The sequence below is a fragment of the Campylobacter sp. FU_520 genome (genome assembly GCF_025772385.1).
Classification (GTDB): Bacteria; Campylobacterota; Campylobacteria; order Campylobacterales; family Campylobacteraceae; genus Campylobacter_D; species Campylobacter_D lari_C.
Genome location: NZ_JAKMRZ010000012.1, coordinates 1 through 21,596, shown reverse-complemented (window position 1 = coordinate 21,596; position 21,596 = coordinate 1). Strand labels below are relative to the sequence as shown.

The 21,596-nt window shown below is 29.7% G+C and carries 21 protein-coding genes and 1 pseudogene; 12 read left to right on the top strand and 10 right to left on the bottom strand.

Translation table 11 applies throughout. The features are described 5' to 3' along the window. Window positions 1–10: 10 nt before the first annotated feature. Genes smpB through sstT form a run of 9 tightly spaced genes read right to left on the bottom strand, consistent with a single transcriptional unit; the run spans window position 11 to window position 8,593 of the window. On the bottom strand, window positions 11–466 hold the full coding sequence (smpB, locus tag L8W55_RS05715) for an SsrA-binding protein SmpB (RefSeq protein ID WP_263677758.1): 456 nt from the start codon (window positions 464–466) through the stop codon (window positions 11–13). Continuing rightward, on the bottom strand, window positions 466–1,221 hold the full coding sequence (locus L8W55_RS05710) for a 4-(cytidine 5'-diphospho)-2-C-methyl-D-erythritol kinase (RefSeq protein WP_263677757.1): 756 nt from the start codon (window positions 1,219–1,221) through the stop codon (window positions 466–468). Before L8W55_RS05710 ends, smpB begins: the two co-directional genes overlap by 1 nt. Continuing rightward, on the bottom strand, window positions 1,218–1,445 hold the full coding sequence (csrA, locus tag L8W55_RS05705) for a carbon storage regulator CsrA (protein WP_012661763.1): 228 nt from the start codon (window positions 1,443–1,445) through the stop codon (window positions 1,218–1,220). The genes L8W55_RS05710 and csrA overlap by 4 nt, the downstream gene beginning before the upstream one ends. Continuing rightward, a complete protein-coding gene (truB, locus tag L8W55_RS05700; protein WP_263677756.1) occupies window positions 1,439–2,257 on the bottom strand; it encodes a tRNA pseudouridine(55) synthase TruB in 819 nt (272 codons plus the stop codon). Before truB ends, csrA begins: the two co-directional genes overlap by 7 nt. Next, window positions 2,254–4,317 carry an ATP-dependent helicase gene (locus L8W55_RS05695; protein WP_263677755.1) on the bottom strand — a complete coding sequence of 688 codons (2,064 nt, stop codon included), beginning with the start codon at window positions 4,315–4,317 and terminating at the stop codon, window positions 2,254–2,256. The genes truB and L8W55_RS05695 overlap by 4 nt, the downstream gene beginning before the upstream one ends. Continuing rightward, complete coding sequence (locus L8W55_RS05690; protein WP_074691700.1) at window positions 4,314–4,760, bottom strand: hypothetical protein; 447 nt, start codon at window positions 4,758–4,760, stop codon at window positions 4,314–4,316. The genes L8W55_RS05695 and L8W55_RS05690 overlap by 4 nt, the downstream gene beginning before the upstream one ends. Then, window positions 4,753–6,474, bottom strand: a complete 1,722-nt coding sequence (locus tag L8W55_RS05685) for a M3 family oligoendopeptidase (protein ID WP_263677754.1) — start codon at window positions 6,472–6,474, stop codon at window positions 4,753–4,755. Before L8W55_RS05685 ends, L8W55_RS05690 begins: the two co-directional genes overlap by 8 nt. Before the next feature lie 4 nt (window positions 6,475–6,478). Further along, a complete protein-coding gene (locus L8W55_RS05680) occupies window positions 6,479–7,357 on the bottom strand; it encodes an aspartate carbamoyltransferase catalytic subunit (RefSeq protein WP_263677753.1) in 879 nt (292 codons plus the stop codon). Between the two features lie 9 nt (window positions 7,358–7,366). Next, entirely contained in the window at window positions 7,367–8,593 is a 1,227-nt protein-coding gene (gene sstT / locus L8W55_RS05675; RefSeq protein WP_263677752.1) for a serine/threonine transporter SstT, read from the bottom strand. Window positions 8,594–8,728: 135 nt separating this feature from the next. Between sstT and metK the strand changes: the two genes are divergently transcribed. After that, window positions 8,729–9,922 carry a methionine adenosyltransferase gene (gene metK / locus L8W55_RS05670; RefSeq protein WP_263677751.1) on the top strand — a complete coding sequence of 398 codons (1,194 nt, stop codon included), beginning with the start codon at window positions 8,729–8,731 and terminating at the stop codon, window positions 9,920–9,922. A 17-nt stretch (window positions 9,923–9,939) separates the two neighbouring features. Here metK and L8W55_RS05665 read toward each other — a convergent pair whose 3' ends face one another. Further along, window positions 9,940–11,256 carry an apolipoprotein N-acyltransferase gene (locus tag L8W55_RS05665; RefSeq protein WP_263677750.1) on the bottom strand — a complete coding sequence of 439 codons (1,317 nt, stop codon included), beginning with the start codon at window positions 11,254–11,256 and terminating at the stop codon, window positions 9,940–9,942. Here L8W55_RS05665 and yajC point away from each other — a divergent pair. From yajC to L8W55_RS05610, 11 genes and pseudogenes are all read left to right on the top strand, one after another. Next, entirely contained in the window at window positions 11,226–11,501 is a 276-nt protein-coding gene (gene yajC / locus L8W55_RS05660) for a preprotein translocase subunit YajC (protein WP_012661754.1), read from the top strand. The genes L8W55_RS05665 and yajC overlap by 31 nt on opposite strands. After that, window positions 11,494–13,074: a protein translocase subunit SecD gene (secD, locus tag L8W55_RS05655; protein WP_263677749.1), complete on the top strand. Its 1,581-nt coding sequence runs from the start codon at window positions 11,494–11,496 to the stop codon at window positions 13,072–13,074. The genes yajC and secD overlap by 8 nt, the downstream gene beginning before the upstream one ends. Further along, window positions 13,074–14,045, top strand: a complete 972-nt coding sequence (secF, locus tag L8W55_RS05650) for a protein translocase subunit SecF (protein ID WP_263677748.1) — start codon at window positions 13,074–13,076, stop codon at window positions 14,043–14,045. Before secD ends, secF begins: the two co-directional genes overlap by 1 nt. A 2-nt stretch (window positions 14,046–14,047) precedes the next feature. Beyond that, window positions 14,048–14,389 carry a DUF6394 family protein gene (locus tag L8W55_RS05645; protein WP_039618681.1) on the top strand — a complete coding sequence of 114 codons (342 nt, stop codon included), beginning with the start codon at window positions 14,048–14,050 and terminating at the stop codon, window positions 14,387–14,389. Between the two features lie 8 nt (window positions 14,390–14,397). Further along, on the top strand, window positions 14,398–16,827 hold the full coding sequence (gene leuS / locus L8W55_RS05640) for a leucine--tRNA ligase (RefSeq protein ID WP_263677747.1): 2,430 nt from the start codon (window positions 14,398–14,400) through the stop codon (window positions 16,825–16,827). Continuing rightward, a complete protein-coding gene (gene lptE, locus L8W55_RS05635) occupies window positions 16,824–17,321 on the top strand; it encodes an LPS assembly lipoprotein LptE (protein ID WP_263677746.1) in 498 nt (165 codons plus the stop codon). The genes leuS and lptE overlap by 4 nt, the downstream gene beginning before the upstream one ends. A gap of 1 nt (window position 17,322) precedes the next feature. Continuing rightward, the gene (locus L8W55_RS05630) at window positions 17,323–18,690 is read left to right on the top strand and encodes a hypothetical protein (RefSeq protein WP_263677745.1); all 1,368 of its coding nucleotides are present in this window, start codon (window positions 17,323–17,325) and stop codon (window positions 18,688–18,690) included. A 1-nt stretch (window position 18,691) separates the two neighbouring features. After that, window positions 18,692–19,861: a Mur ligase family protein gene (locus tag L8W55_RS05625; protein ID WP_263677744.1), complete on the top strand. Its 1,170-nt coding sequence runs from the start codon at window positions 18,692–18,694 to the stop codon at window positions 19,859–19,861. Then, entirely contained in the window at window positions 19,848–20,759 is a 912-nt protein-coding gene (locus tag L8W55_RS05620) for a M23 family metallopeptidase (RefSeq protein ID WP_263677782.1), read from the top strand. Before L8W55_RS05625 ends, L8W55_RS05620 begins: the two co-directional genes overlap by 14 nt. Next, on the top strand, window positions 20,687–21,091 hold the full coding sequence (locus L8W55_RS05615; protein ID WP_263677743.1) for a bactofilin family protein: 405 nt from the start codon (window positions 20,687–20,689) through the stop codon (window positions 21,089–21,091). Before L8W55_RS05620 ends, L8W55_RS05615 begins: the two co-directional genes overlap by 73 nt. Beyond that, window positions 21,081–21,596: pseudogene (locus L8W55_RS05610) on the top strand (transcription-repair coupling factor); the annotation flags it as partial. The gene L8W55_RS05615 and the pseudogene L8W55_RS05610, both read left to right, overlap by 11 nt.

Sequence of the window (21,596 nt, the reverse complement as noted above, 5' to 3'; positions counted from 1 at the left end):
AATCCTTTTTTTAATAATGATTTTTCATAGCAGCTCTTGCCTCAAGATCTGCTTGTTTTTTCTTTAAACTTTCTCTTTTATCGTGCAAGTTTTTTCCTTTGGCTAAGGCTATTAAAACTTTTACTTTATTTTTTTCATTAAAATAAAGCTCTAATGGCACAATAGTAAAACCTTGGGTGCTAATTTTACCAAAAAGCTTATCGATTTGCTTTTTATGCATTAAAAGTTTTCGCGCACCTTTTTCATCATGCTTATAAAAAGAATGTGTAGTGCTAAGATGAGAAATATGAGCATTAAGTAAGAAAATTTCACCTTTGATAATACGCACAAAAGAATCTTTTAAATTTGCTCTACTAGCTCTTAATGCTACCACTTCAGAACCTTTTAAAACAATACCTGCTTCAAATTTTTCCAAAATTTCATAATCAAAAAAAGCTTTTTTGTTTTTTACTATAGTTTTTTTCATCATTTAGCCTTAAAAACTCCACTTCCACTTCCACTTAAAAAATAAGCTTCATTAAGAAAAGTTTGCATTTTAGGATAAATTTTTACACAAGGAGCAAATAAGTCGTTTAAATCAGTATTTTTATACTCTAAAATTTCACTTGTTTTGAGTGTTTTAAGTGTTTTGGCTAAATTTAAATTCGCTGTTAAATCGTATGAGCTTTCATCAAATGCTTTATATACTTTTGCGCTTGAACATTCAATAGCAGGAAAAGTAAAATCAAGTTGGCTAAAATCATCTTCAAAATATTCTACAATCTCGCCACACCCACTAACATTTGCACTATCATATCCGCTTAAAAAAAAGATTAAATCAGAGCCAAGTTTTTGGCAGATTTGTTCAAGTTGTTGTTGGTTGAGTTTTAAATTTAAAGCTTCGTTGATCATAAGTAAAAATGTCACCGCATCAGTGCTACTTCCACCAAGGCCTCCACCTATGGGAATATTTTTGATAAGCTTTAAACTTTTGTCTTTAAAAAATTCATTTAATTCATTAGAAAATCCTAAATTTTCTAATTCTTTATAAGTTTTGTGTATGATGGTATCTTGGGTAAAATTTCCAGTGATTTCAAATCCTTCTTTTGTTTTTTCATCACTAAAGCCTAATTCATCAAAAATATCTTTTAGTAAAACAAAGCGTGATTGTAATAAATGATAAGATCTTGAATCAATTCCTATGATTTTTAAAAAAATATTAGCTTTTGCGTAAGCTTTCATTTTTTAAGCTTTTTGCTCAGATCATCAAGTTTTATCGTTTCATCGCTAATTGCATGTAAATTTTCACTTTTTACTTGCTCGATAAGCTCTTTACGTAGTATCATTAAAGACTTTGGTGCTTCGATGCCTATTTTGGCATAGCCTTTACCTGTTTGAACTACTTTGATTTCTATATCATCTCCGATTTTTATACTTTCATTTTCTTTTCTTGATAAAATTAACATTTTAATACCTTATTTAAATAATATTGCACTTGATTATCTTGGATAGAAATGATAGAAAAAAAATCTTTTTCTTCTAAAATATAGCTACCTTCTTCTTGAATTTCCAAATCGTCCAAAAATATTTTTTGTCCATTGTGTAATTTTTGGGGGTATTTTATCGTATTTTTTCTAAGATTTAAATAAGCTAAAGGATTTAACTCTTTTTCATTTTCATAAAAAAACCCTCCCTCGCTTAAACGCTCTAATGAGCTTAGTGTGGCTTTAATACCAAGTTTTCTAGCAAATAATTCACAATAAGAGCGTATATAAGAACCCTCACTAACTGCTATTTCTATGGTTAAAAAAGGATGATTGTAATGTAAAATTTTAGTATAAAAAATTTCCATAACACAAGGCTTTAAATTGACTTCAAAACCTCTTTTTGCAAGCTCATAAGAGCGCACTCCATCTATTTTTTTTGCGCAAAATGCGGGTGGGATGTAGGTGATTTTACCTAAAAGTTCATTTTTAATTTGTTCTAAAATTTGCTCATCAAAAGCATTTATAAGATTGATCTCTTTGATATTTTGATTATCAAGGCTTAGTGAATGCACGCCTAACCAAAGCGTTGCTTTATAAACCTTTGGATTTTTATCAAAAAAACGAAAAAGTTTTGTATATTGATCAAAGGCTATGAGTAAAACACCTTTTGCAAAAGGATCAAGTGTTCCTGAAAAACCTGCTTTTTTGTTTTTATATTTTTTTTTGAGTTTGCCTAAAAAAGCATTAGAACTCATTCCACTTGGTTTGTAAGCTACAAAAAGTTTATTCATATCACTTTTTCCACAAAACTTGACATTATCATTCTTTCTATGCCTCCAAAATTAATCGTGAGTTTTTCTTCAGCACCTATTTTACTTACCCCAGTGACTCTGCCTATGCCAAAAATTTTATGTTTGATTAAATCGCCTTTTTTGTAGCAATTTTTTTGATGATCTAGTGTTAATTCTTTTTTGATTACGTTGCTCTCGCCAAAAAATCTACTTTTTTCTAATCTTGTGCGACTTCCTTTATAAAATCTAGAATTAGCATAGCTTAAATAAAGTTTTTTCTTGGCTCTAGTGATTGCTACATAAGCAAGTCTTCTTTCTTCTTCTATATTGCTTGATTCGCTAGTGAGTGGGAAAAATCCTTCTTCTAAGCCTATGATAAAAACATAATCAAATTCAAGTCCTTTACTTGCATGAATACTCATAATACAAATACTTTCTTTATCAAGTCCATCTTGCTCATTAAGTAAAGAAATTTCATTTAAAATATCATCTAAGCCATTATAATTTCCATGAGTGATTTTATCTTTTAAGTTAGCATAAAGTTCATCTATGTTTAAAAGTTTATCTTCGCTCTCTGGGTTATCTTTGTAAAATTCTTTGATTTTAAATTCTTCTTCTAAGGCTAAAATCATTGCAAGTAAATCATCTTTTTCTTTGATTTTGTGTATGCTTAGTATGAATTTTTCTAATTCTTTGTCTGTTTTTTTGCTAAAAAATCCACTTCCTTGCAAAGCACATAGACTTTCAAATAAAGACAAATGATTTTCTTTGGCATAATTTTCTAGCTTTTCTAAACTTGCATTACCAAAATTTCTTTTAGGGCGGTTGATAATGCGTTTAAAAGAATAATCATCATTTAAATTTGAAAGTAATCTTAAATAAGAAATAATATCTTTAATCTCAGCTCTTTCATAAAAACGAATTCCACTTAGCAATTTAAAAGGAATTTTTTCTTTACTAAAAGCTTCTTCAAGAGCGCGAGATAGGGCATTTACTCTATAAAGTATGGCTATTTCACTAGGATTAATCCCTGAGTTTAAAAGTTTTGAAACTTCTCTTGCAACCTTAAAGCTTTCAATTTTCTCATCATCATTTTGTAAAATTGTGATTTCTTCGCCCTCATCTTTGGTGCAAATTAAAGTTTTTCCTAATCTTTTTCTATTATGTTCTATAAGCTCATTTGCAGCTTGCAAAATAGCGCTAGTTGAGCGGTAATTTTGCTCTAATTTGACTAATTTTACATTGTTAAATTGTTCTTTGAAATTTAAGATATTTTCTATTTTAGCCCCGCGCCAACCATAAATACTTTGATCATCATCACCCACCACACAAATATTTTCATGAGACGTGCAAAGTTTTTTTAGGATTTGATATTGTAAGGCATTAGTATCTTGATACTCATCTACTGTTATATAAGTATATTTTTGACTTTGCTCTTTTGCAAATTGTTCATCTTCTAAAATTTTATTAGTTAGCATGAGTAAATCATCAAAATCCATGAAATTATTTTGGATTAAAAAATGTTCATATTGTTCATATAAATGAATGATTTCTTCATAATTTTTGTTTTTTTCATCTTTTAAAAATTCTAATTCTTTGCGTATTTCTTGGGCGCTTTTGCTTTGATTTTTAAAATTTGAAATATAAGCACCTATACTTGCTAAAGAGCTTTGTAAATTTTCGCTAGCTAAATCTTTTAGTATTTTCTTTTTATCATCTGTATCAATAATGACAAAATTATTTGCCCTATTAATTCTTTCGCTATAAAGTCTTAAAAATAACAAGCCAAATTTATGAAAAGTACATAAAAGGGGATTGTGTAAAATTTGATCTTGTAAAAGTGCTAAGGCTCTTGTTTTCATTACATTAGCAGCTTTATTTGTAAAGGTTAGCGTGAGGGTATTTTGCGCAGGAATACCTACATGATCGATTAAATAGGCAAGTCTAGTGGTAATGGTTTTAGTCTTTCCGCTACCTGCGCCTGCTAGTATTAGCATAGCTCCATCAATATGCATGATAGCTTCTTTTTGGCTATCATTTAAACCTTCAAAAAAACTCATTTTTTAAATAAATCTTTATTGTTAGGATTATTTAAAAAAGCATTCATGGATTTTTCTTTTAATTTTTGATCATTTTGCTTTTTGAAATAGTTTGAAAAATTAACAAAAATGATATTATCTTCAACTTGAATTTGAGTAATTGCACCTAAATCCACTTTTACAAAGGTTGCAAAATCATCAGGCCCAAAACCTGCATGAAATTCTATATGCTCATTTGTTAAAACTATGGACTTAAAAGTATAGCCACCAAGTGCAAAAAGACAATAAGGATTTTTACTCACTACATCTAATTCTGGTGGTAAAGGAGGTTCGAGTGTAACAAATTTAGTATTTACAATGATATTAAACTCAATATCTTCTTGGATTAAAATTTGTAAACATTCATAAATGCTTTTTTGCATTAAACTTATAAAATTTTTATTATTTAAAATTTTATCAATCATTGCTTAGCCTTAAAAATTCATCTACTAGTATTCTAACTTGTTCTAAGCCTATATTCCAAAACTCATCACTTTCTATATCAAAGCCAAACATAGCTACAAGTTCTTTTGGACTTTTACTTCCCCCGCTACTTAAAAACTCAATATAAATTGAAGTAAAATCAGTACATTTACCACTTTTATATAGACCATAAAGCGCTAAAACTAAAAGTTGTGCATAAGCATAAGCATAGCAGTAAAATGGAGAGTGTATAAAATGTGGTATATAAGAATACCAAAGGCCATAATTTTTGGTTAAAACTACGCTATCTTGAAACATTTTTCTTGATTCTTCAAGCCAAATTTCACTTAGTTCTTGCGTGCTTAGTTCTTCTTTTTTAGCATGAAATCTGCGTTCAAAAGTGGTAAAATTAATCTGTCTATAAAGAGTAGCAAAAATATCTTCGATCTTTGCTGCATATAAAGACAGAAGCTCTTCTTTATCTAAATTTTCTTTAATGTAATCAAAAATCAACATTTCTGCAAACACTGAAGCAGTTTCTGCTGTAGTTAGAGGTGTATCTTGATTTAAAAAACTTACTTTATAAGAAAGTTTTTGATGTATAGTGTGGCCTAGCTCATGTGCTAGGGTGAAAAGATCGCGTCTTTGGTTGGTATAGTTTAAAAGTATGAAAGGATGGTTTAGTGGTGTGCTTGAGTGAGAAAAAGCACCGCTTTGTTTAAATTCTTTAGGATAAACATCGATCCAATTATTCTCAAAAGCTTCTTTTGCTATCATATAAAAATCTTTAGAAAATTTTTCAAAGGCTTTTAAAACGATATCCTTTCCTTGATTAAAATCAACTTGCATTTCTTTTCCAATAGGCGCATAACGATCATAATCTTTTAGCTTTTTATATCCTAGAATTTTTTTCTTTGCATTGTAAAATTTGGAAACGATATCAAAGCTGTTCTCGCTAGCACTAATAAGCGCATCGACACTTTTTTTAGAAATTTGATTTCTTATATGCCTTGGAGTTTCTGGATTTTCATAAGATCTTAACTCACAAATACTAGCAAGTTCGCTTTTAATCATATTGAAAATATACACTAAAAGCTTGTTTTGTTTTTTTAAGGTTTTACTAAAGCATTTTGAAGCTTTTTTTCTAATGCTTCTATCTTTATCATAAAGCTTGCTTAGAATTTCTTCCTCGCTTAATTTTTGTCCTTCAAAATTAAATTTTAAAGCACTAAAGGTTTCATCAAATAATCTTGCAAATGCATTTGAACCTGTACTTGATAGAGCTAAGATGACTCTTTCTTCTTTTTTAGAAAGATTGTGTTTTTTGTGTTTGATAAGATTATTTAAATAAAACTCATAATCTTTGCAAAATGTGATGAAAGTTTTACTTTTTTCTTCTTTTAATTCGCAAAATTCAAGTTCAAAAAATAAAAGATTTTCTTCTATTTTTTTACTTAAATTTTCATATTTTGCATAAAAAGCACCTTTGGTAGTATCTTGAGCAAAATTTAAATACACATAGGTTAGTATGTGAGAAAGTTTTAAGATTAATTCTTCATAGTTTTTTAAAGCTTGTAAAAATTGCTCATTGTCTAAACTATGAAGATTATTTTCATATTGTTTTTTAAATTCACAAGCTTCATCTTGGGTTTTTTGTAAAAAAAGATTTAATTCTTGCTCATCTTTAAATAATGTATTTAAGTTCCAATTTTGCATGATTTTAGCTTTCTAAAATGAGTTTTTTTAATACAGCCATTCTAACGGCAACACCATTTTTAACTTGAGTTAAAACCTTACATCTTTTATCAGCCATTACTTCATCGCTAATATCAATATTTCTATGCACAGGGCCAGGATGTAGGATAATGAGATTTTTATCTTTTATTAAATCTTTACTAATACAAAAATCATTTGCATAATCTTTAAGCGATGCATAGGTTGGAATATTGTGTCTTTCAGTTTGTGTTCTAAGACTCATGATAATATCAACATCATCAATGACTTCTTTTAGCTTATTTGTTTTTTTAATGGGATAATTTGGCATAAAATGAGGTGGGGCTATTAGGGTAATATCAATACCAAAACGAGGTAATAATTCTAAATTTGAAGCAGCAACGCGTGAGTTTTTAATATCCCCTACTATGGCTATTTTTCTACCTTTCACATTATAATCAAAATGCTCCATTATAGTAAAAAGATCAAGTAAAGCTTGGGTAGGATGAGCATGTTTGCCATCGCCTCCATTAACTATAGGACAATGGGTATAATTTGCTAAAGTATGAGGCACACCTGAGTTTTTGTGTCTAACTACAATAGCACTTGGCGTCATTGCGTCTAAATTTGCAGCAGTGTCAAAAAGTGTTTCGCCTTTGCTTGAACTACTTCTTGAAACATCTAATTTTAAAACTTTAGCACCTAGTCTTCTTGCGGCTGTTTCAAAGCTTGATTGAGTGCGTGTTGAATTTTCAAAAAAAATTGTTGTAACACTTTTTCCTTCTAAAAATGTACGCGGTTTTTCATCTAAGAATTCTTTTGCTTCTTTAAATAAAGTCAAGATTTCATCATTACTAAAATCTTTTGTAGTGATTAAATGCCTCATAAGTCCTCCTTAAATTTTTAAATTAAGCTCATTGTCTGAACAAATAGCGCTAAATAAAACATCTGTTGAGCTATTTAAAGCTGTTTCAACGCTATCTTGAATAACCCCTATGATAAAACCAACTGCTACTACTTGCATAGCTATGTCATAATCGATATTAAACAAAGAGCAAGCAAGCGGTATGAGTAAAAGAGAACCACCAGCAACCCCACTAGCTCCACAAGCTGCAAATGCGGCTAAAACACTCAAAAGCATAGCTTGTAAAAAATTTATTTCAATGCCTACTGTGTGAGCTGCTGCAAGACTTAATATAGCAATAGTTACAGCTGCTCCTGCCATATTAATCGTAGCGCCTAGTGGAATGGAGATGCTATATAGGTTATTGTTGATATTTAATTTAGAGCAAAGTGCCATATTTACAGGGATGTTTGCTGCAGAACTTCTTGTAAAAAATGCAAAAACAGCACTATGTTTTAAGCAAATAAAAATCAAAGGATAAGGATTTTTCTTCGTATAAGCAAAAACAATTAAAGCATTAATCACAAAGGCTACAAAAAACATGGTTAAAACTAAAATGATTAATAATTTAACATAACTTAAAAGCCCTGCTGCTCCTGTTTGAGCAACTGAATTTGCTACAAGTCCAAAAATTCCAAAAGGAGCAAGCTTGACTATAAATTTAACGATTTTCAACACGCCTTCGTTGATATCAGTAAAAAGTTGCTTTGCATCATTAGAGCAATGCCTTAGAGCAAACCCCCCACCTATAGCCCAAGCTAATATGCTTAAATAATTTCCTGAAGATAAAGCGTGGATAGGATTATCTACGATTTGAAAAAGTAAGGTTTTAAATACTTCGCCTATGTGTGCAGGACTTGTAGTAGAAGCTTTTTCAACATCGCTCAATACTAATTCTACAGGAAAGATAAAGCTTATACTAACTGCACTTAAAGAAGCTAAAAAAGTTCCAAATATATATAAGAAAATAATATGTTTTATTTTCTCACTTCCATGATTAAATTCTTTTGTGCAAATGGTTGTTAAAATTAATATAAAAACTAAAATCGGTGCTATAGCTTTTAAAGCTCCTGTAAATAAAGCACCAAAAATATTTGCAAAAATAGCTAAATCTTTAGAAAAAATACCTACTAAAATTCCTAAAACAATACCTATGCAAATTTGTAAAATAAGATTTCCATCTTTATAGCGTTTGATTGCACAAGAGAATAAACTCATTTTTTACCTTTTTTGTAGTGATAAATTTTTTAATTTATTCTAACAAAGTAAAGCTTAAATAAGCTTTTTGATTTTTAAGCTAGCTTGTGCTAGAATAAAGCTATTATTATTTATGATAATTAAGGAATATAAAATATGTATTTATTTACTTCTGAAGTTGTTAGTGCAGGACATCCTGATAAATGTGCTGATATTATAGCTGATTCTATAGTGGATGCTTTTTTAGCTCATGATAAAGATTCAAGGGTTGCTAGTGAGGTTTTTGTAGCAGGAAATAAAGTAGTAATTGGTGGTGAAATTAAATCAAAACATAAGCTAGAAAAACAAGATTATGAAAATATTGTAAAAAAAGCTCTAGCAGATATTGGTTATGATGGGCATCCACATTTTAGCAAAAAACAATGTTTACATCCTGATGATTTAGATGTAATGGTATTTTTAAATGAACAAAGCCCTGATATTAATCAAGGTGTTGATCAAGAAGATGGAGAGATTGGAGCAGGTGATCAAGGGATAATGTTTGGTTTTGCAAGCAATGAAGCAAAAGAATATATGCCAGCAGCTATTTCTTATGCTAGAATGCTTTGTGATAAAGTATATGAGTTTGCAAAAAACAATCCTGATAAACTTGGAGTGGATATTAAAACTCAAGTTACGATTGATTATGTAAATAAAGAAAATTTTGAAAATTGCAAACCTCAAAGTATCCATACTATTGTAGTTTCAGCTCCTTGTGTTGAAAGTATGAAAATAGAAGATTTAAGAGCTTTGGTAATGGAATTGATTTTAAATTCAAATTTACCAAAAGAGCTTTTTTGTCCAGAAAAAACAAGAATTTTAATCAATCCAACGGGAAAATATGTAAATCACAGTTCATTACATGATAGTGGTTTAACAGGAAGAAAACTTATAGTAGATAGCTTTGGCGGCTATGCTCCAATAGGCGGAGGAGCACAATCTTCTAAAGATTATACTAAGGTTGATAGGAGTGGGCTTTATGCTGCAAGATGGCTCGCTAAAAATATCGTAGCAGCAGGGCTTGCTAAAAAATGTATAGTACAACTTTCTTATGCTATAGGTGTGGCTAAGCCAACTTCTGTAAGTGTGGATTGTATGGGAACAAACACAAGATTAAATGATGATATTTTAAGTGATTTTGTAATGAAAACTTTCCCATTAACTCCAAATTGGATTAAAAATAAATTCAATCTTGATAAACCAAGTAAAGATACTTTCATGTATGCTGATGTAGCTGCTCGTGGTCAAGTGGGGCAGGCTGATTATCCTTGGGAAAAATTAGATGCTCTTGATGAATTTAAAGCATTATAAAATGAAGTTTTTAAGCTTCATTTTTGCTTTAAAAGTTTTTCTTTTATTTTTAAAATCAATATCTCTTTTGGCTTAATTACTGCATTTTCTTTTCCATTAACTGCATGATATATACTTACATTATAATTATTTGCATAAAAACGCATTAGAAAATTTTGTAATTTATACTCACTTGAAAAATTAAACCAAGCATTGTTTGAAATGGCTATGATGATCTTTGAGTGTTTGTAAAGTTTTTCTTTGGTAGCTTCAAAGCAGATAGCATTAGTGATGAGTTGATTATTTAGAGTGTATTGATTTAATTCCTTTCCTTTTGAAAATTCATCAATATTTAAAAGATACTTTTTAAAAAAGGTTTTAAATATAGGAATTTCTTCTCCAAAAGGCACAAGATAGTGTTTGTTAAAAACTTGTATGTTACCATTGTCAAATACATAAGTGCTATTATATAGATGATTAGGTGTAGTACTTATAGCACCTGTAATGATGATAATTTGTTTTGATAAATCTTTTAAAGCTTGTAAATAACTTGGTGCTTTATTTAAAGCAAAAGCAAAGGCAGTTTCAGGAAAAATAATTACTTCTTTACCTTCTTTTATAGCCTTGTTGATTTGATAAAATATATCTTTAGAATGTGTTTGTAAATTTTCTTGTATGAATTTTTGTTCTTGAGAGATATTAGTTTGGACTAATTTATAGTCTAAATTTAGTGCTTGTGATTGTTTTTGATTATATTGAGCTCCGATTAGAATAAGGATTAAAATGATTGCTATTTTATAATATCTTGAAATGTATTTTTCATAATAAAAATAAGCAATCAAAAACATAGCTATAATACCTTGATAACTTGCATCAAAGATTCCATATACACTTAAAACACCCCAATTTAGCCAATCAAAGCCAAAAGGATGAATAAAACTAAGTAAAAAAAATCCACAAAGCCTTAAAAAATCAAATTTAAGAAAAAAACATACTAAAAATAATAATCCATAAATTAATCCTATTAAGATAATTTCTAAAGGAATTAAATAAGCTAAATCAAAATAAATTGATGATAAAGCTATCCACCAAAACCATAAAATTCCTACAAAAAATCCGGTATAAAAATATCCTACTTTACTTTTATTTCTTAGCAATAAAACCAAACCATATATACTTAAAAACGGAGAAATAAATTCGAAAAGTAAATTTTCAAAAAAAGAAAAATAAATAAAATTTGATAATAAAAGTGCAGAAAAAAAGGCTTTTATTATTTTAAAAGTGGTAGAATTAGAATTTATGAACTTTAAAAAAAGGGGAAGAAATGGCAGAAAACGGAAATATTTGGACTTCATTGTTGCCTCTCATTGTGCTTTTTGCGATTTTTTATTTTTTGGTTATTAGACCACAACAAAAACAAGCAAAAGACCATAAATTAATGGTTTTATCTTTAGAAAAAGGGGATAAAATCATCACAAATGGTGGGATAATTTGCGAGGTGGTAAAACCAGAAGAGGATTTTATCAAAGTTAAGCTTAATGATGAAAATGTAGTTGTAAAAATTTCTAGAGATTTTATAGCAAAGAAAATTGATGCGTAGTGGAAAAATTACTTATAGAAGTATTATTTTCTTTGTAGTTTTTCTTATAGGATTAATTTTTTCCATACCTTCTTTTATGCAAACCCAAAGTGGTGCTAAGATTAACTTAGGACTTGATTTGCAAGGCGGTTTGCATATGTTATTAGGTGTAGAAGTAGAAGAGGCGGTTAAGTCAAAGGTTAAATCCATAGCCTCTTCTCTTAGCTATTCTATCAATAAAGAAGATATTATTGTTGATAAAATCAAAGTAAATGATACTAGTATTGAATTTAGCTTATTAGATGAAAATGATGTAGCCAAGGTTGGTTTGTTATTAAAAGACATTAAAGGCTTGGCCGTCACACATGAAAATTTACACTACACACTTTCTTTAACCCAAGAAGAAATCAAACTAACTCATGAACAAGCTATTTTACAAGCTGTAGAAACTATTAGAAATAGACTTGATCAATTTGGTCTTGCAGAGCCAAATGTAGCAAGATCGGGAGAGGATAAAATTTTAGTCGAGCTTCCAGGTATTAAAACTGCTGCAGATGAGGCTAGAGCTAGAGAACTTATCGCAAAAGCTGCGCATTTGCAATTAATGGAAGTAGATGATGTTAGAATGGATCAGGTAAATAATCTTACTTCAGCTCAGGCTGCTGAATATGGAGATTTGATTTTTGAAGATGCAAAAAATCCTCAAATTAAATATCTAGTAAAATCTATACCTATTCTTGATGGTTCTATGCTAACAGATGCAAAAGTAGGTTTTGCGCAAAGTAATAATCTTCCTGTTATTAATTTTACCTTAAATTCAGAAGGTGCTAAAAAATTTGGAGATTACACAGGAAATAATGTAGGTAAACGCTTAGCTATAGTTTTAGATAATAAAGTATATTCAGCTCCAAGAATTAATGAAAGAATAGGCGGGGGTAGTGGTCAAATTAGCGGTAGCTTTACTGTAGAAGAAGCTCATGATGTGGCCATTGCTTTACGAAGTGGGGCGCTTTTGGCACCGGTTAAAATGCTTGAAAAAAGAAGTGTTGGACCATCTTTGGGTGCTGATAGTATTAAAATGAGTATGATAGCCCTAGCAGGTGCTTCTATATTGGTTATTGCATTTATGGTGATGTATTATGGTATAGCAGGAATTTTTGCCAATATTGCTTTAGTGGCAAATATTTTAGTGATTATTGCTGTAATGGCTATGTTTGGAGCAACCTTAACTTTACCTGGTATGGCAGGACTTGTGCTTACTGTGGGTATGGCAGTAGATTCTAATGTTATTATTAATGAAAGAATTAGAGAATTATTGCGAGAAGGTGCTAGTATAAGGCAAAGTGTTGAAAATGGTTATAAGCATGCAATGAGCGCGATTTTAGATTCTAATATTACTTCATTAATTACTTCAGTAGTGCTTTATGCTTATGGAACAGGTGCGGTAAAAGGTTTTGCGGTGACTTTGAGTATTGGGATTTTAGTTTCGATGATTACTTCTATTGTTGGAACTCATGGTATGTTTGAAATGTTTATGAACCGTATGGAAAAAAGCAATAACACAAGATTATGGTTTGGATATAGGAGACCTTAATGCAATTTTTTAGTCAAAAACATATTTATGATTTTATGAGAATGAGATTTGCAGCCATCTCTTTGTCTTTTATTTTATTTTTTGGTTCCATTTTTATCCTTTTTACTAAGGGTTTGAATTTTGGTATTGATTTTACCGGTGGAACTTTGGTACAACTTCAATACGAGCAAAAAGCACCCTTGGCTGAAATTCGTAAAGCTTTAGCTATCAATGAAAATTTAAAAGGAGCTAGTGTTACTGAATTTGGTAGTGCTAATGAAGTGATTATTCGTTTTTCAGGAAGTAGTGATAGCTTGGGAAGTGATATTGGAGCAAGCATTGCAAATTTATTAAAAGATACAGGTAAATTTGAAGTGCGCCGTGTGGATGTAGTAGGTCCAAAAGTAGGAGATGAGCTGCGCAATAAAGGTCTTATGGCGGTTGGAATTTCTTTGATTGCTATTTTGATTTATTTGGCAGTGAGATTTGAATGGCGTTTTGCTATGGCTTCTATTGTGTGTGAAATTCATGATATAGTCATTACTTTAGGCGCTATTGCTTTATTTGAAATAGACGTAAATTTAGATATTTTGGCGGCTGTTTTAACCGTGCTTGGATATTCTTTAAATGATACGATTATTATTTTTGATAGGATTAGAGAAGGTATTAAAACAAGTAAAAATTCAAAACTTGATCTAATTATTAATGAATCAGTCTCGGCAACTTTATCAAGAACTACTTTAACAACGGGCTTAACTTTGATTACCGTTGTAGTGCTTTATTTCTTTGGTGGATCTATGATAGAAGGTTTTGCTTTAACTATGATAGTGGGTATTGTAGCAGGTACTGCAAGTTCTATATTTGTAGCAAGTCCAGCACTTTTATGGTTTAAATTCAGCGTTGCACAGTATCGCCAAAAAGAATTAGAAAAAGTAAAGAAAAAACAAGAAAAAGAAAAATTAAGAGCGATGTATGAAAAAGGAACGGTGTAAAAATGAATTGGGGTAAGGTTATTTATATCTTTTTTGCTCTAATGAGCTTAACTACAACCGCAGGATTTTTATATGATCAAAATGAAGTTGCATTATTTATTGCAGCTTGTGTGAATTTAATTTCTACTTTATTGAAAATTGGGGTTAGAAATTTCTTAGCAGCTGAATTATTTGCTAGTTCTTTAGTGGCTGATTTGCATTTAATTCCAGCTTTTGCTTTAATACAAATTAATCCAGAAGCTAATGTTATGGTTTATACTTTAGCAATTGGTGCTTTGATAGCTAATATCTTTTCAATGATTTTAGTTATAGTTGATTCAGTAAAAAATCAAGAAGAAAATTAGGAGTGAAAATGGCATATGAAGCAGGTAAAATAGAAAAAAAATGGCAAAAAATTTGGCAAGAAAAAGAATATTTTGAACCAAAAGATGATTTTTCTTTACCAAAAAAATACATTTTATCTATGTTTCCATACCCAAGTGGTAGAATTCATATGGGACATGTGAGAAACTATAGCATAGGCGATGCTATGGCTAGGTATTATAGAAAAAAAGGTTTTAACGTCTTACATCCTATAGGTTTTGATAGTTTTGGTATGCCTGCTGAAAATGCTGCGATTAAACATGGTATCCACCCTAAAAAATGGACTTATGAAAATATTGATTATATGCAAAATGAACTTGCTTCTTTGGGTTTTTCTTTTTCTAAAAAAAGAATGCTTGCCACTTCTGATCCTTTATATACTAAATTTGAGCAAGAATTTTTTATCAAAATGTATAAGAAAGGACTTGTTTATACTAAAGAAGCTGAAGTTAATTGGTGTGAGAATGATAAAACAGTTTTAGCAAATGAGCAAGTTGAAGATGGTAAATGTTGGCGTTGCGGACATGAAGTCATTAGAAAAAAAATGCCAGGATATTATATAAAAATCACTGCTTATGCAGATGAATTATTACAAGATCTTAAAAAATTAGAAGGAAAATGGCCAAGTCAAGTTCTAACTATGCAAGAGAATTGGATAGGTAAAAGCACAGGGCTTAGTTTTGATTTTGATATAGAGGAAAATAATAAAATCAGTGCAAAAAAAATCAATGTCTTTACCACAAGAGCTGAGACTATTTATGGAGTATCTTACATTGCTTTAGCGCCTGATCATGAAATAGTAAATGAATTAATTGATAAAAAATTACTAGATCAAGATGTTATAGCTAAAATTCAAAATATACAAAATCAAACACCACGCCAAAGACAAGCCGCACCAAAAGAAGGATATTTTTTAAATCTTTATGTAATCCATCCGCTAAGTAAAGAAAAAATTCCTTTATGGGTAGCTAATTTTGTTTTAAGTGATTATGGTAGTGGCGCTGTTATGAGCGTGCCTGCTCATGATGAAAGAGATTATGAGTTTGCAAAAACTTATAATTTGGCTATAAAAAAGGTGATTTACAAAGATGAAAATGATGTACAGTGTTATACTTTAAAAGAAGGCGTTTTAACCAATAGCGACGAATTTGATCAACTAGAATGCAATGATGCTAGAGAAAAAATTAGTTTAAAAATTGAATCTTTGGGTATTGGTAAAAAGGTTACCAATTTTAAAATTCGTGATTGGGGTGTTTCTAGACAAAGATATTGGGGAGCTCCTATACCAATGATTAAGTGTGATTCTTGTGGCATAGTTCCTCAAAAAATAGAAAATTTACCTATTACCTTGCCTGAAGATGTGGTGATAAATGGAGAAGGAAATCCGCTTGATAAGCATGAAGCATGGAAAGAATGTATTTGCCCAAAATGTGGCAAAAAAGCGCAAAAAGAAAGCGATACTTTAGATACTTTCTTTGAAAGTTCTTGGTATTTTGCACGTTTTGCAAGTGATGATAAAACATGGCAAGAAAAAGCAGTAGATGAAAAAAGTGTCAATTATTGGATGAATGTTGATGAATATATTGGTGGGATTGAACATGCGATATTGCATTTACTCTATGCTAGATTTTTCCAAAAAGCACTTAGGGATTTGGGTTATTTAAAAAATGATGAGCCTTTTAATAGACTTTTAACCCAAGGAATGGTCACTAAAGATGGTGCTAAGATGAGTAAGTCCAAGGGGAATGTGGTTGATCCTGATTATATTATAGAAAAATATGGAGCAGATAGTGCAAGATTATTTATATTGTTTGCTGCACCACCTGCTAAAGAACTTGAATGGAATGACAGTGCATTAGAAGGTGCGTTTAAATTTATCAATAGGCTTTATGAAAAGGCTATGAGTTTAGAATGTGGAAAATTGCAAGAAATTGATCATCAAAGTTTAAATAAAGAAGAAAAATATGCTAGATTAAAAGTGTATGAGGCTTTGAAAAAATCTTTTGAAGTTTATGAAGAAAGTTTTGCCTTTAATACCTTAATAGCTGCATGTATGGAAACTTTAAATGCCTTAAATGCTATAAATCATAAAGAAGTTTCAAAAGAAGCTTTTTATATTATTTTAAATATTTTAGAGCCTATCATCCCTCATGTTTGTTTTGAGCTTAGTGAGCATTTGTTTAAATGTGAAAATTTTAAAGTATTAAAAATAAAAGATGAAGTTTTTGTGAAAGATAGTTTTAATATAGCTATTAGTGTTAATGGTAAAAAAAGAGCGCAGATTGAAATAAATTCAGAAGCTAAAGAAGATGAGATTTTAGCTTTAGCTAAAGAAAATGTCGCAAAATGGCTAGAGGGTAAAACCATAGTAAAAGAAATTTATATTGATAAAAAATTAGTAAATTTGGTGATTAAATGAAAAAATATTTAATATCTTTTTTTGCTTTTTTTATTATAGCTTGTGGATATATTCCATCTTCGCAGATGGCAAGTAAGGTTTTGGGTGAAAATGTATTTTTGAAAATTAATATTAGCAAACAAGATCCTGAAAATAGTGTTTACATAACAGACATTTTAAGAGAGGCTATGCTTAATAAGCTTGGTAGAAAAGTCACAGATGAGCATAATGCCGATAGTTCTATTATAGTTACGATGAAAAAGTTAGAATTTCATCCTATGGTTTATGATAAAAATGGTTATGTGATTAATTATAAAGCAGAGCTTTATTTGGAGTTTGTGTTGCGTTATAAAAATGGAAAAGAAGAAATTGTAAATACTAAAGGAAGTTATAATTTTGATATTAATCCAAACTCTATCATTAGTGATCAAGCTAGGTTTGAAGCGATTAAAAACGCATCAAGTGAAGCTTTTGATGAGTTTGTTTCTATTATAGCTATTAGGGGTTATAAGTAAAATGGCAAGCCATATCAATGAAATTGCAAAAGAAACATTGATAAAACTAAAAGAACGCAAATTATACCCAACTCCTGAAAATTATAGCGAGGTGTTTGAAGAGTGTGCTAAAAAAGCAGGAGTTATGAGTCTTAATAAAGCTAGAATAGAAAAATACACTAATCTTTTAGATGATTCTTATAAACATGAATTAAAAGGAAAGAGCATTCGGACTATTGATGAGTTTTTGATGTTTTTAGTCTCTAGGCTTAATAGACAAGTAAGCAGAAAATATGAAGATGTTTATGCTTTGCTTGACTTAATCATTCAGCAGCTTAGTATTAGCAAAGATAAAAAAATCAAAGAACTTGCTCAAACCACTCAACACAGATTATCCCAAGCTATGGACTTAGAGACTATATATCTTTTAAGAGCTAAATGGAGAGAACTTGAAAAATCTTATGAAGATTATGAGCTTTTAAAAAAATTAGAAGAATTTAATATCCGAGCGTTTTTGGATTTTCACGCTTTAATAGAAAAACTTATCACTATGTTAAAAGAACGCTCTTACGAAAAACAAGCTGAACTTTTACTAGCTTCTTTAGAGCCTTTATTTGGTGAGAGTAAAGAAGTGGAGCAGTTTAAGCAAAAGCTAAAAGAAAATCCTAGATTAATTGCTAGAAAAGAATTTGCACATGAGTACTGTTTGATGCTACAAAAAAAAGAAGCAATAGATAAATACTATATACAAAAAAACCTTTCTTTTTTTAATCAGCACTTAGAAAGCTTAAATGAAATGGTGTCAAAGCTTTATGATAATAGTCAAGAAGATGTAAAATTTATCAATACTTTAACTAAAGATGAAAATGGTAATGTGCAGATTAATTTTGACACTTTAAAAGATAAGCTTTTGTATGCAAATGAGCAAATAGCTCAAATTAAGACTCAAATTCAAGCTACAAGTGATGATGAGCAAAGAGAACAATGGAATCTTGCTCAAGAGCTTAAAAAACTTGATGAAAATTATAAGCTTTATGCGGTTAATTATGCTTTATCTTTCTTTAAAATTAATAATATAGAACATGTTATTAATGCCTATGGTATTGATAGTTTTAAAACTATCAGTGGGAAATTTAAAAAAATTCTTAAAGATTTATGTAAAAATTTGGCTGAAATTTGGATTTTAGATGAAAGTTCTTATTTGGTTATACTTCCAGGTAAAAATTTAGAAAGCGCTCAAATTTTTACAGAAAAAGCCTTGAAGCTTATAGATGATTATAAATTTATTTATAAAGAAGAAGTAGTTAAACTTGTTTTATCATCTTCTTGTATAGAAAAAAAAGAATTTCCAGATGGCGATATTTTAAAAGAATTAATGCAAAAAGCTTAGTATGAAATTTCAACAAACGCTCTCGCAAAAAACTATGTATGTGCAAAAAATTAGTAGATTTTTTATGTTTAGTATGTATGAAAAGTATAAAAAATTTATTCCAAAAACTAAAAATGTCCAAATTATTGGCACTAATGGCAAAGGAAGCACGGGTAGATTTTTAGCACTTTTACTTTTGGAGCAAGGATATAAAGTAGGTCATTATACAAGTCCACATATTTTTGAATTTAATGAAAGATTTTGGCTAAATGGCAAAATTACAAGTAATGAGCTTTTGGAAAAGGCGCATGAAAAATTAGAAAGTATTTTTTTAGAAGATATAAAAAAACTTAGTTATTTTGAGTATGCTACTTTTTTAGCTTTTTTTGTTTTTAAAGATTGTGATTATGTGATTTTAGAAGCTGGAGTAGGAGGAGAATATGATGCTACAAGTGTTTTTGAAATAGACTTTAGTGTTTTTACTAAAATAGGTTTTGATCATCAAGATTTATTGGGTAAAAACTTGGATGAAATAGCAAGAACAAAATTAAAAGCCATGAGTGCTAAAGCTTTAATTAATCATAAGCAAGAAGCAAAAGTGTTAAATTTGGCTCAAAAAATAGCTAATTTAAAACAAGCTAGTTTAGATATTAGTGTGCTAGATGAAAACAAGACTATTTATCCTTATGTGCAAGAATATATTCAAAAATATAATTTAGTGAGTTTTTTAAAAGATAATCTTTTTTTAGCCTTGGAAGCTTTTTCTAAAATTTGTGCTAAAAATGAAAAAGAATTGATACAAAGTATCAAAAATTTGCCAAAACTCGATTTAAAAGGAAGGTGTGAGCAAGTAAGTCAAAATGTTTTTGTTGATGTAGGGCATAATGAAATGGCAGCTTTAGCTTTGGTTGAAATTTTCAAGGAAAAAAAAGTTCATTTGGTTTATAATTGCTTTTTAGATAAAGATTCTTATAAAATTTTAAGGGCTTTACAGCCTATAATAAAAATAGTTGAAATTTATGAATATGAAAGCAAAGATAGGCCTTTAGCGGGTTCTGTTTTGCTAGAAAATTTAGAAAAATTAGATATTGTTTATCAAAAATTTGAACAAATAAAAAAAGATGAGTTGTATTTGGTTTTTGGTTCTTTTGTATTGGTGGAAAATTTTTTAAGAGGCTATAATGAAAGATAAATTTACGCTAACTATCACAGATGTAAACGGTTCTAGACATTTTTTATTAAGTCAGATCATAAAAAAAGTCATTATTTATTTTACTACTTTTGTTTTTGTTGTTATAGTTTTAGGTGCTTTGTATATTAATTATTTAGCAGATAAACGTTCAGAGCTTTTAAAAGAACAAGAAGCATTATCTTCAAAAAATACTAAATTATTTTCTCAAAATGAAAGTATGCAAAAAAGCTTAGAAGAAAAAACAGCTTTATATGATGAACTTCAAACCCAACTTGCAGATATTGAAGAAAATTTAGGTTTAAAGCAAGATGAGAGCTTAGATATACCAGAAAGATTGGAAAAAGTTAAACTTACCAATGATCAAGCTTATTTATTTTTAACACAAATTCCAAATGGGCATGTGATAGAAGATAATGGAGTCACAGGTAATTTTGGATGGCGTCATCATCCTATATTAAATAAAAAAGAGTTTCATCCAGGTATTGATTTAAGAGCAGCTTTAAATACTCCTATTTACGCACCTGCAAATGGAGTGGTTGAATATGCCGCATATAGTAATAACGGTTATGGTTATTCAGTGATTTTGATTCATAATTTTGGTTTTAAAACAGTATATGCGCACATGATGCGTAAAGATGTTGTCAAGGCAGGGCAATTTGTAAAAAAAGGTGATTTGCTTGGATATACAGGAAATACAGGTCTTTCTACGGGACCGCATTTGCATTATGAGGTTAGATTTATTAATAAACTTTTAGATCCTAAGATTTTTATAGATTTAAACCGAAAAAACTACGAACAAATTTTTGAAAAAGAAAGGAGAGTTCCATGGCAATCTTTAATAAAGGCTCTATTGCTACAGTATCCGAAACTACAGTCATTTCAAACGGAGCAAAAATAGAAGGAAAATTTTATTTTGACTCTATGCTTCATTTAGATGGAGAAATCACAGGGGTGATTAATTCTTCTAATGTGATAGTGATAGGCAAAAGTGGTATTTTAAAAGGACAGGTTAAGGCAAATAAGATAGTGATTAATGGAGTTTTTGAAGGAGAAATGCAAGTTGATTCTTTAGAAATTTTATCCGGCGGTGTGCTTAATGGTAATATCATAGTTAAACAATTAAGCATTGAAAATGGTGGAAAATTTAATGGAAGTAGTAAAATAATTGAAAAAGATGAAGAACTTGCAACTATCGATGTGAGTATAGAAAATTCAGAAAATGCAAGCTAAATTATATGAATATTTACTAAGCAACAAAACTGAGTTAATAGTTTGTGAGAATGATAAAGAAGCAGATGAATTAGCTCAAGTTTGTTTATTTTTAAATTTCAAAATCTTTGTTTTGCCTGATTTTAGAGCAGAATTTGGTAGTGATTTGCGCTCTTTTTCTAAAGAGCTTTTTGAAATTTGTAAAGTATTAAATGCTTACCATAAAGAAGATGAAAATAAAATTTTAATTTCTCCTATAAAAACAATCTTACAAAAACTCCCTGGAAAAAAGCATCTAAAAAACATTATTCTTAAAAGAAATTCACTTCTTGCTTTAGATAAATTTAAAGAAGAAATTTTACATAGTGGGTATGAATTTGTAGATATAGTTCAAGATAAGGGTGAAGTTTCAATACGTGGGGATATTATAGATATTTTTGCGATTAATGAAGAACAACCTTTTAGAATTTTGCTTTTTTCAGATGAGATAGAAAGTATAAGGTATTTTGATATTCATACGCAAAAA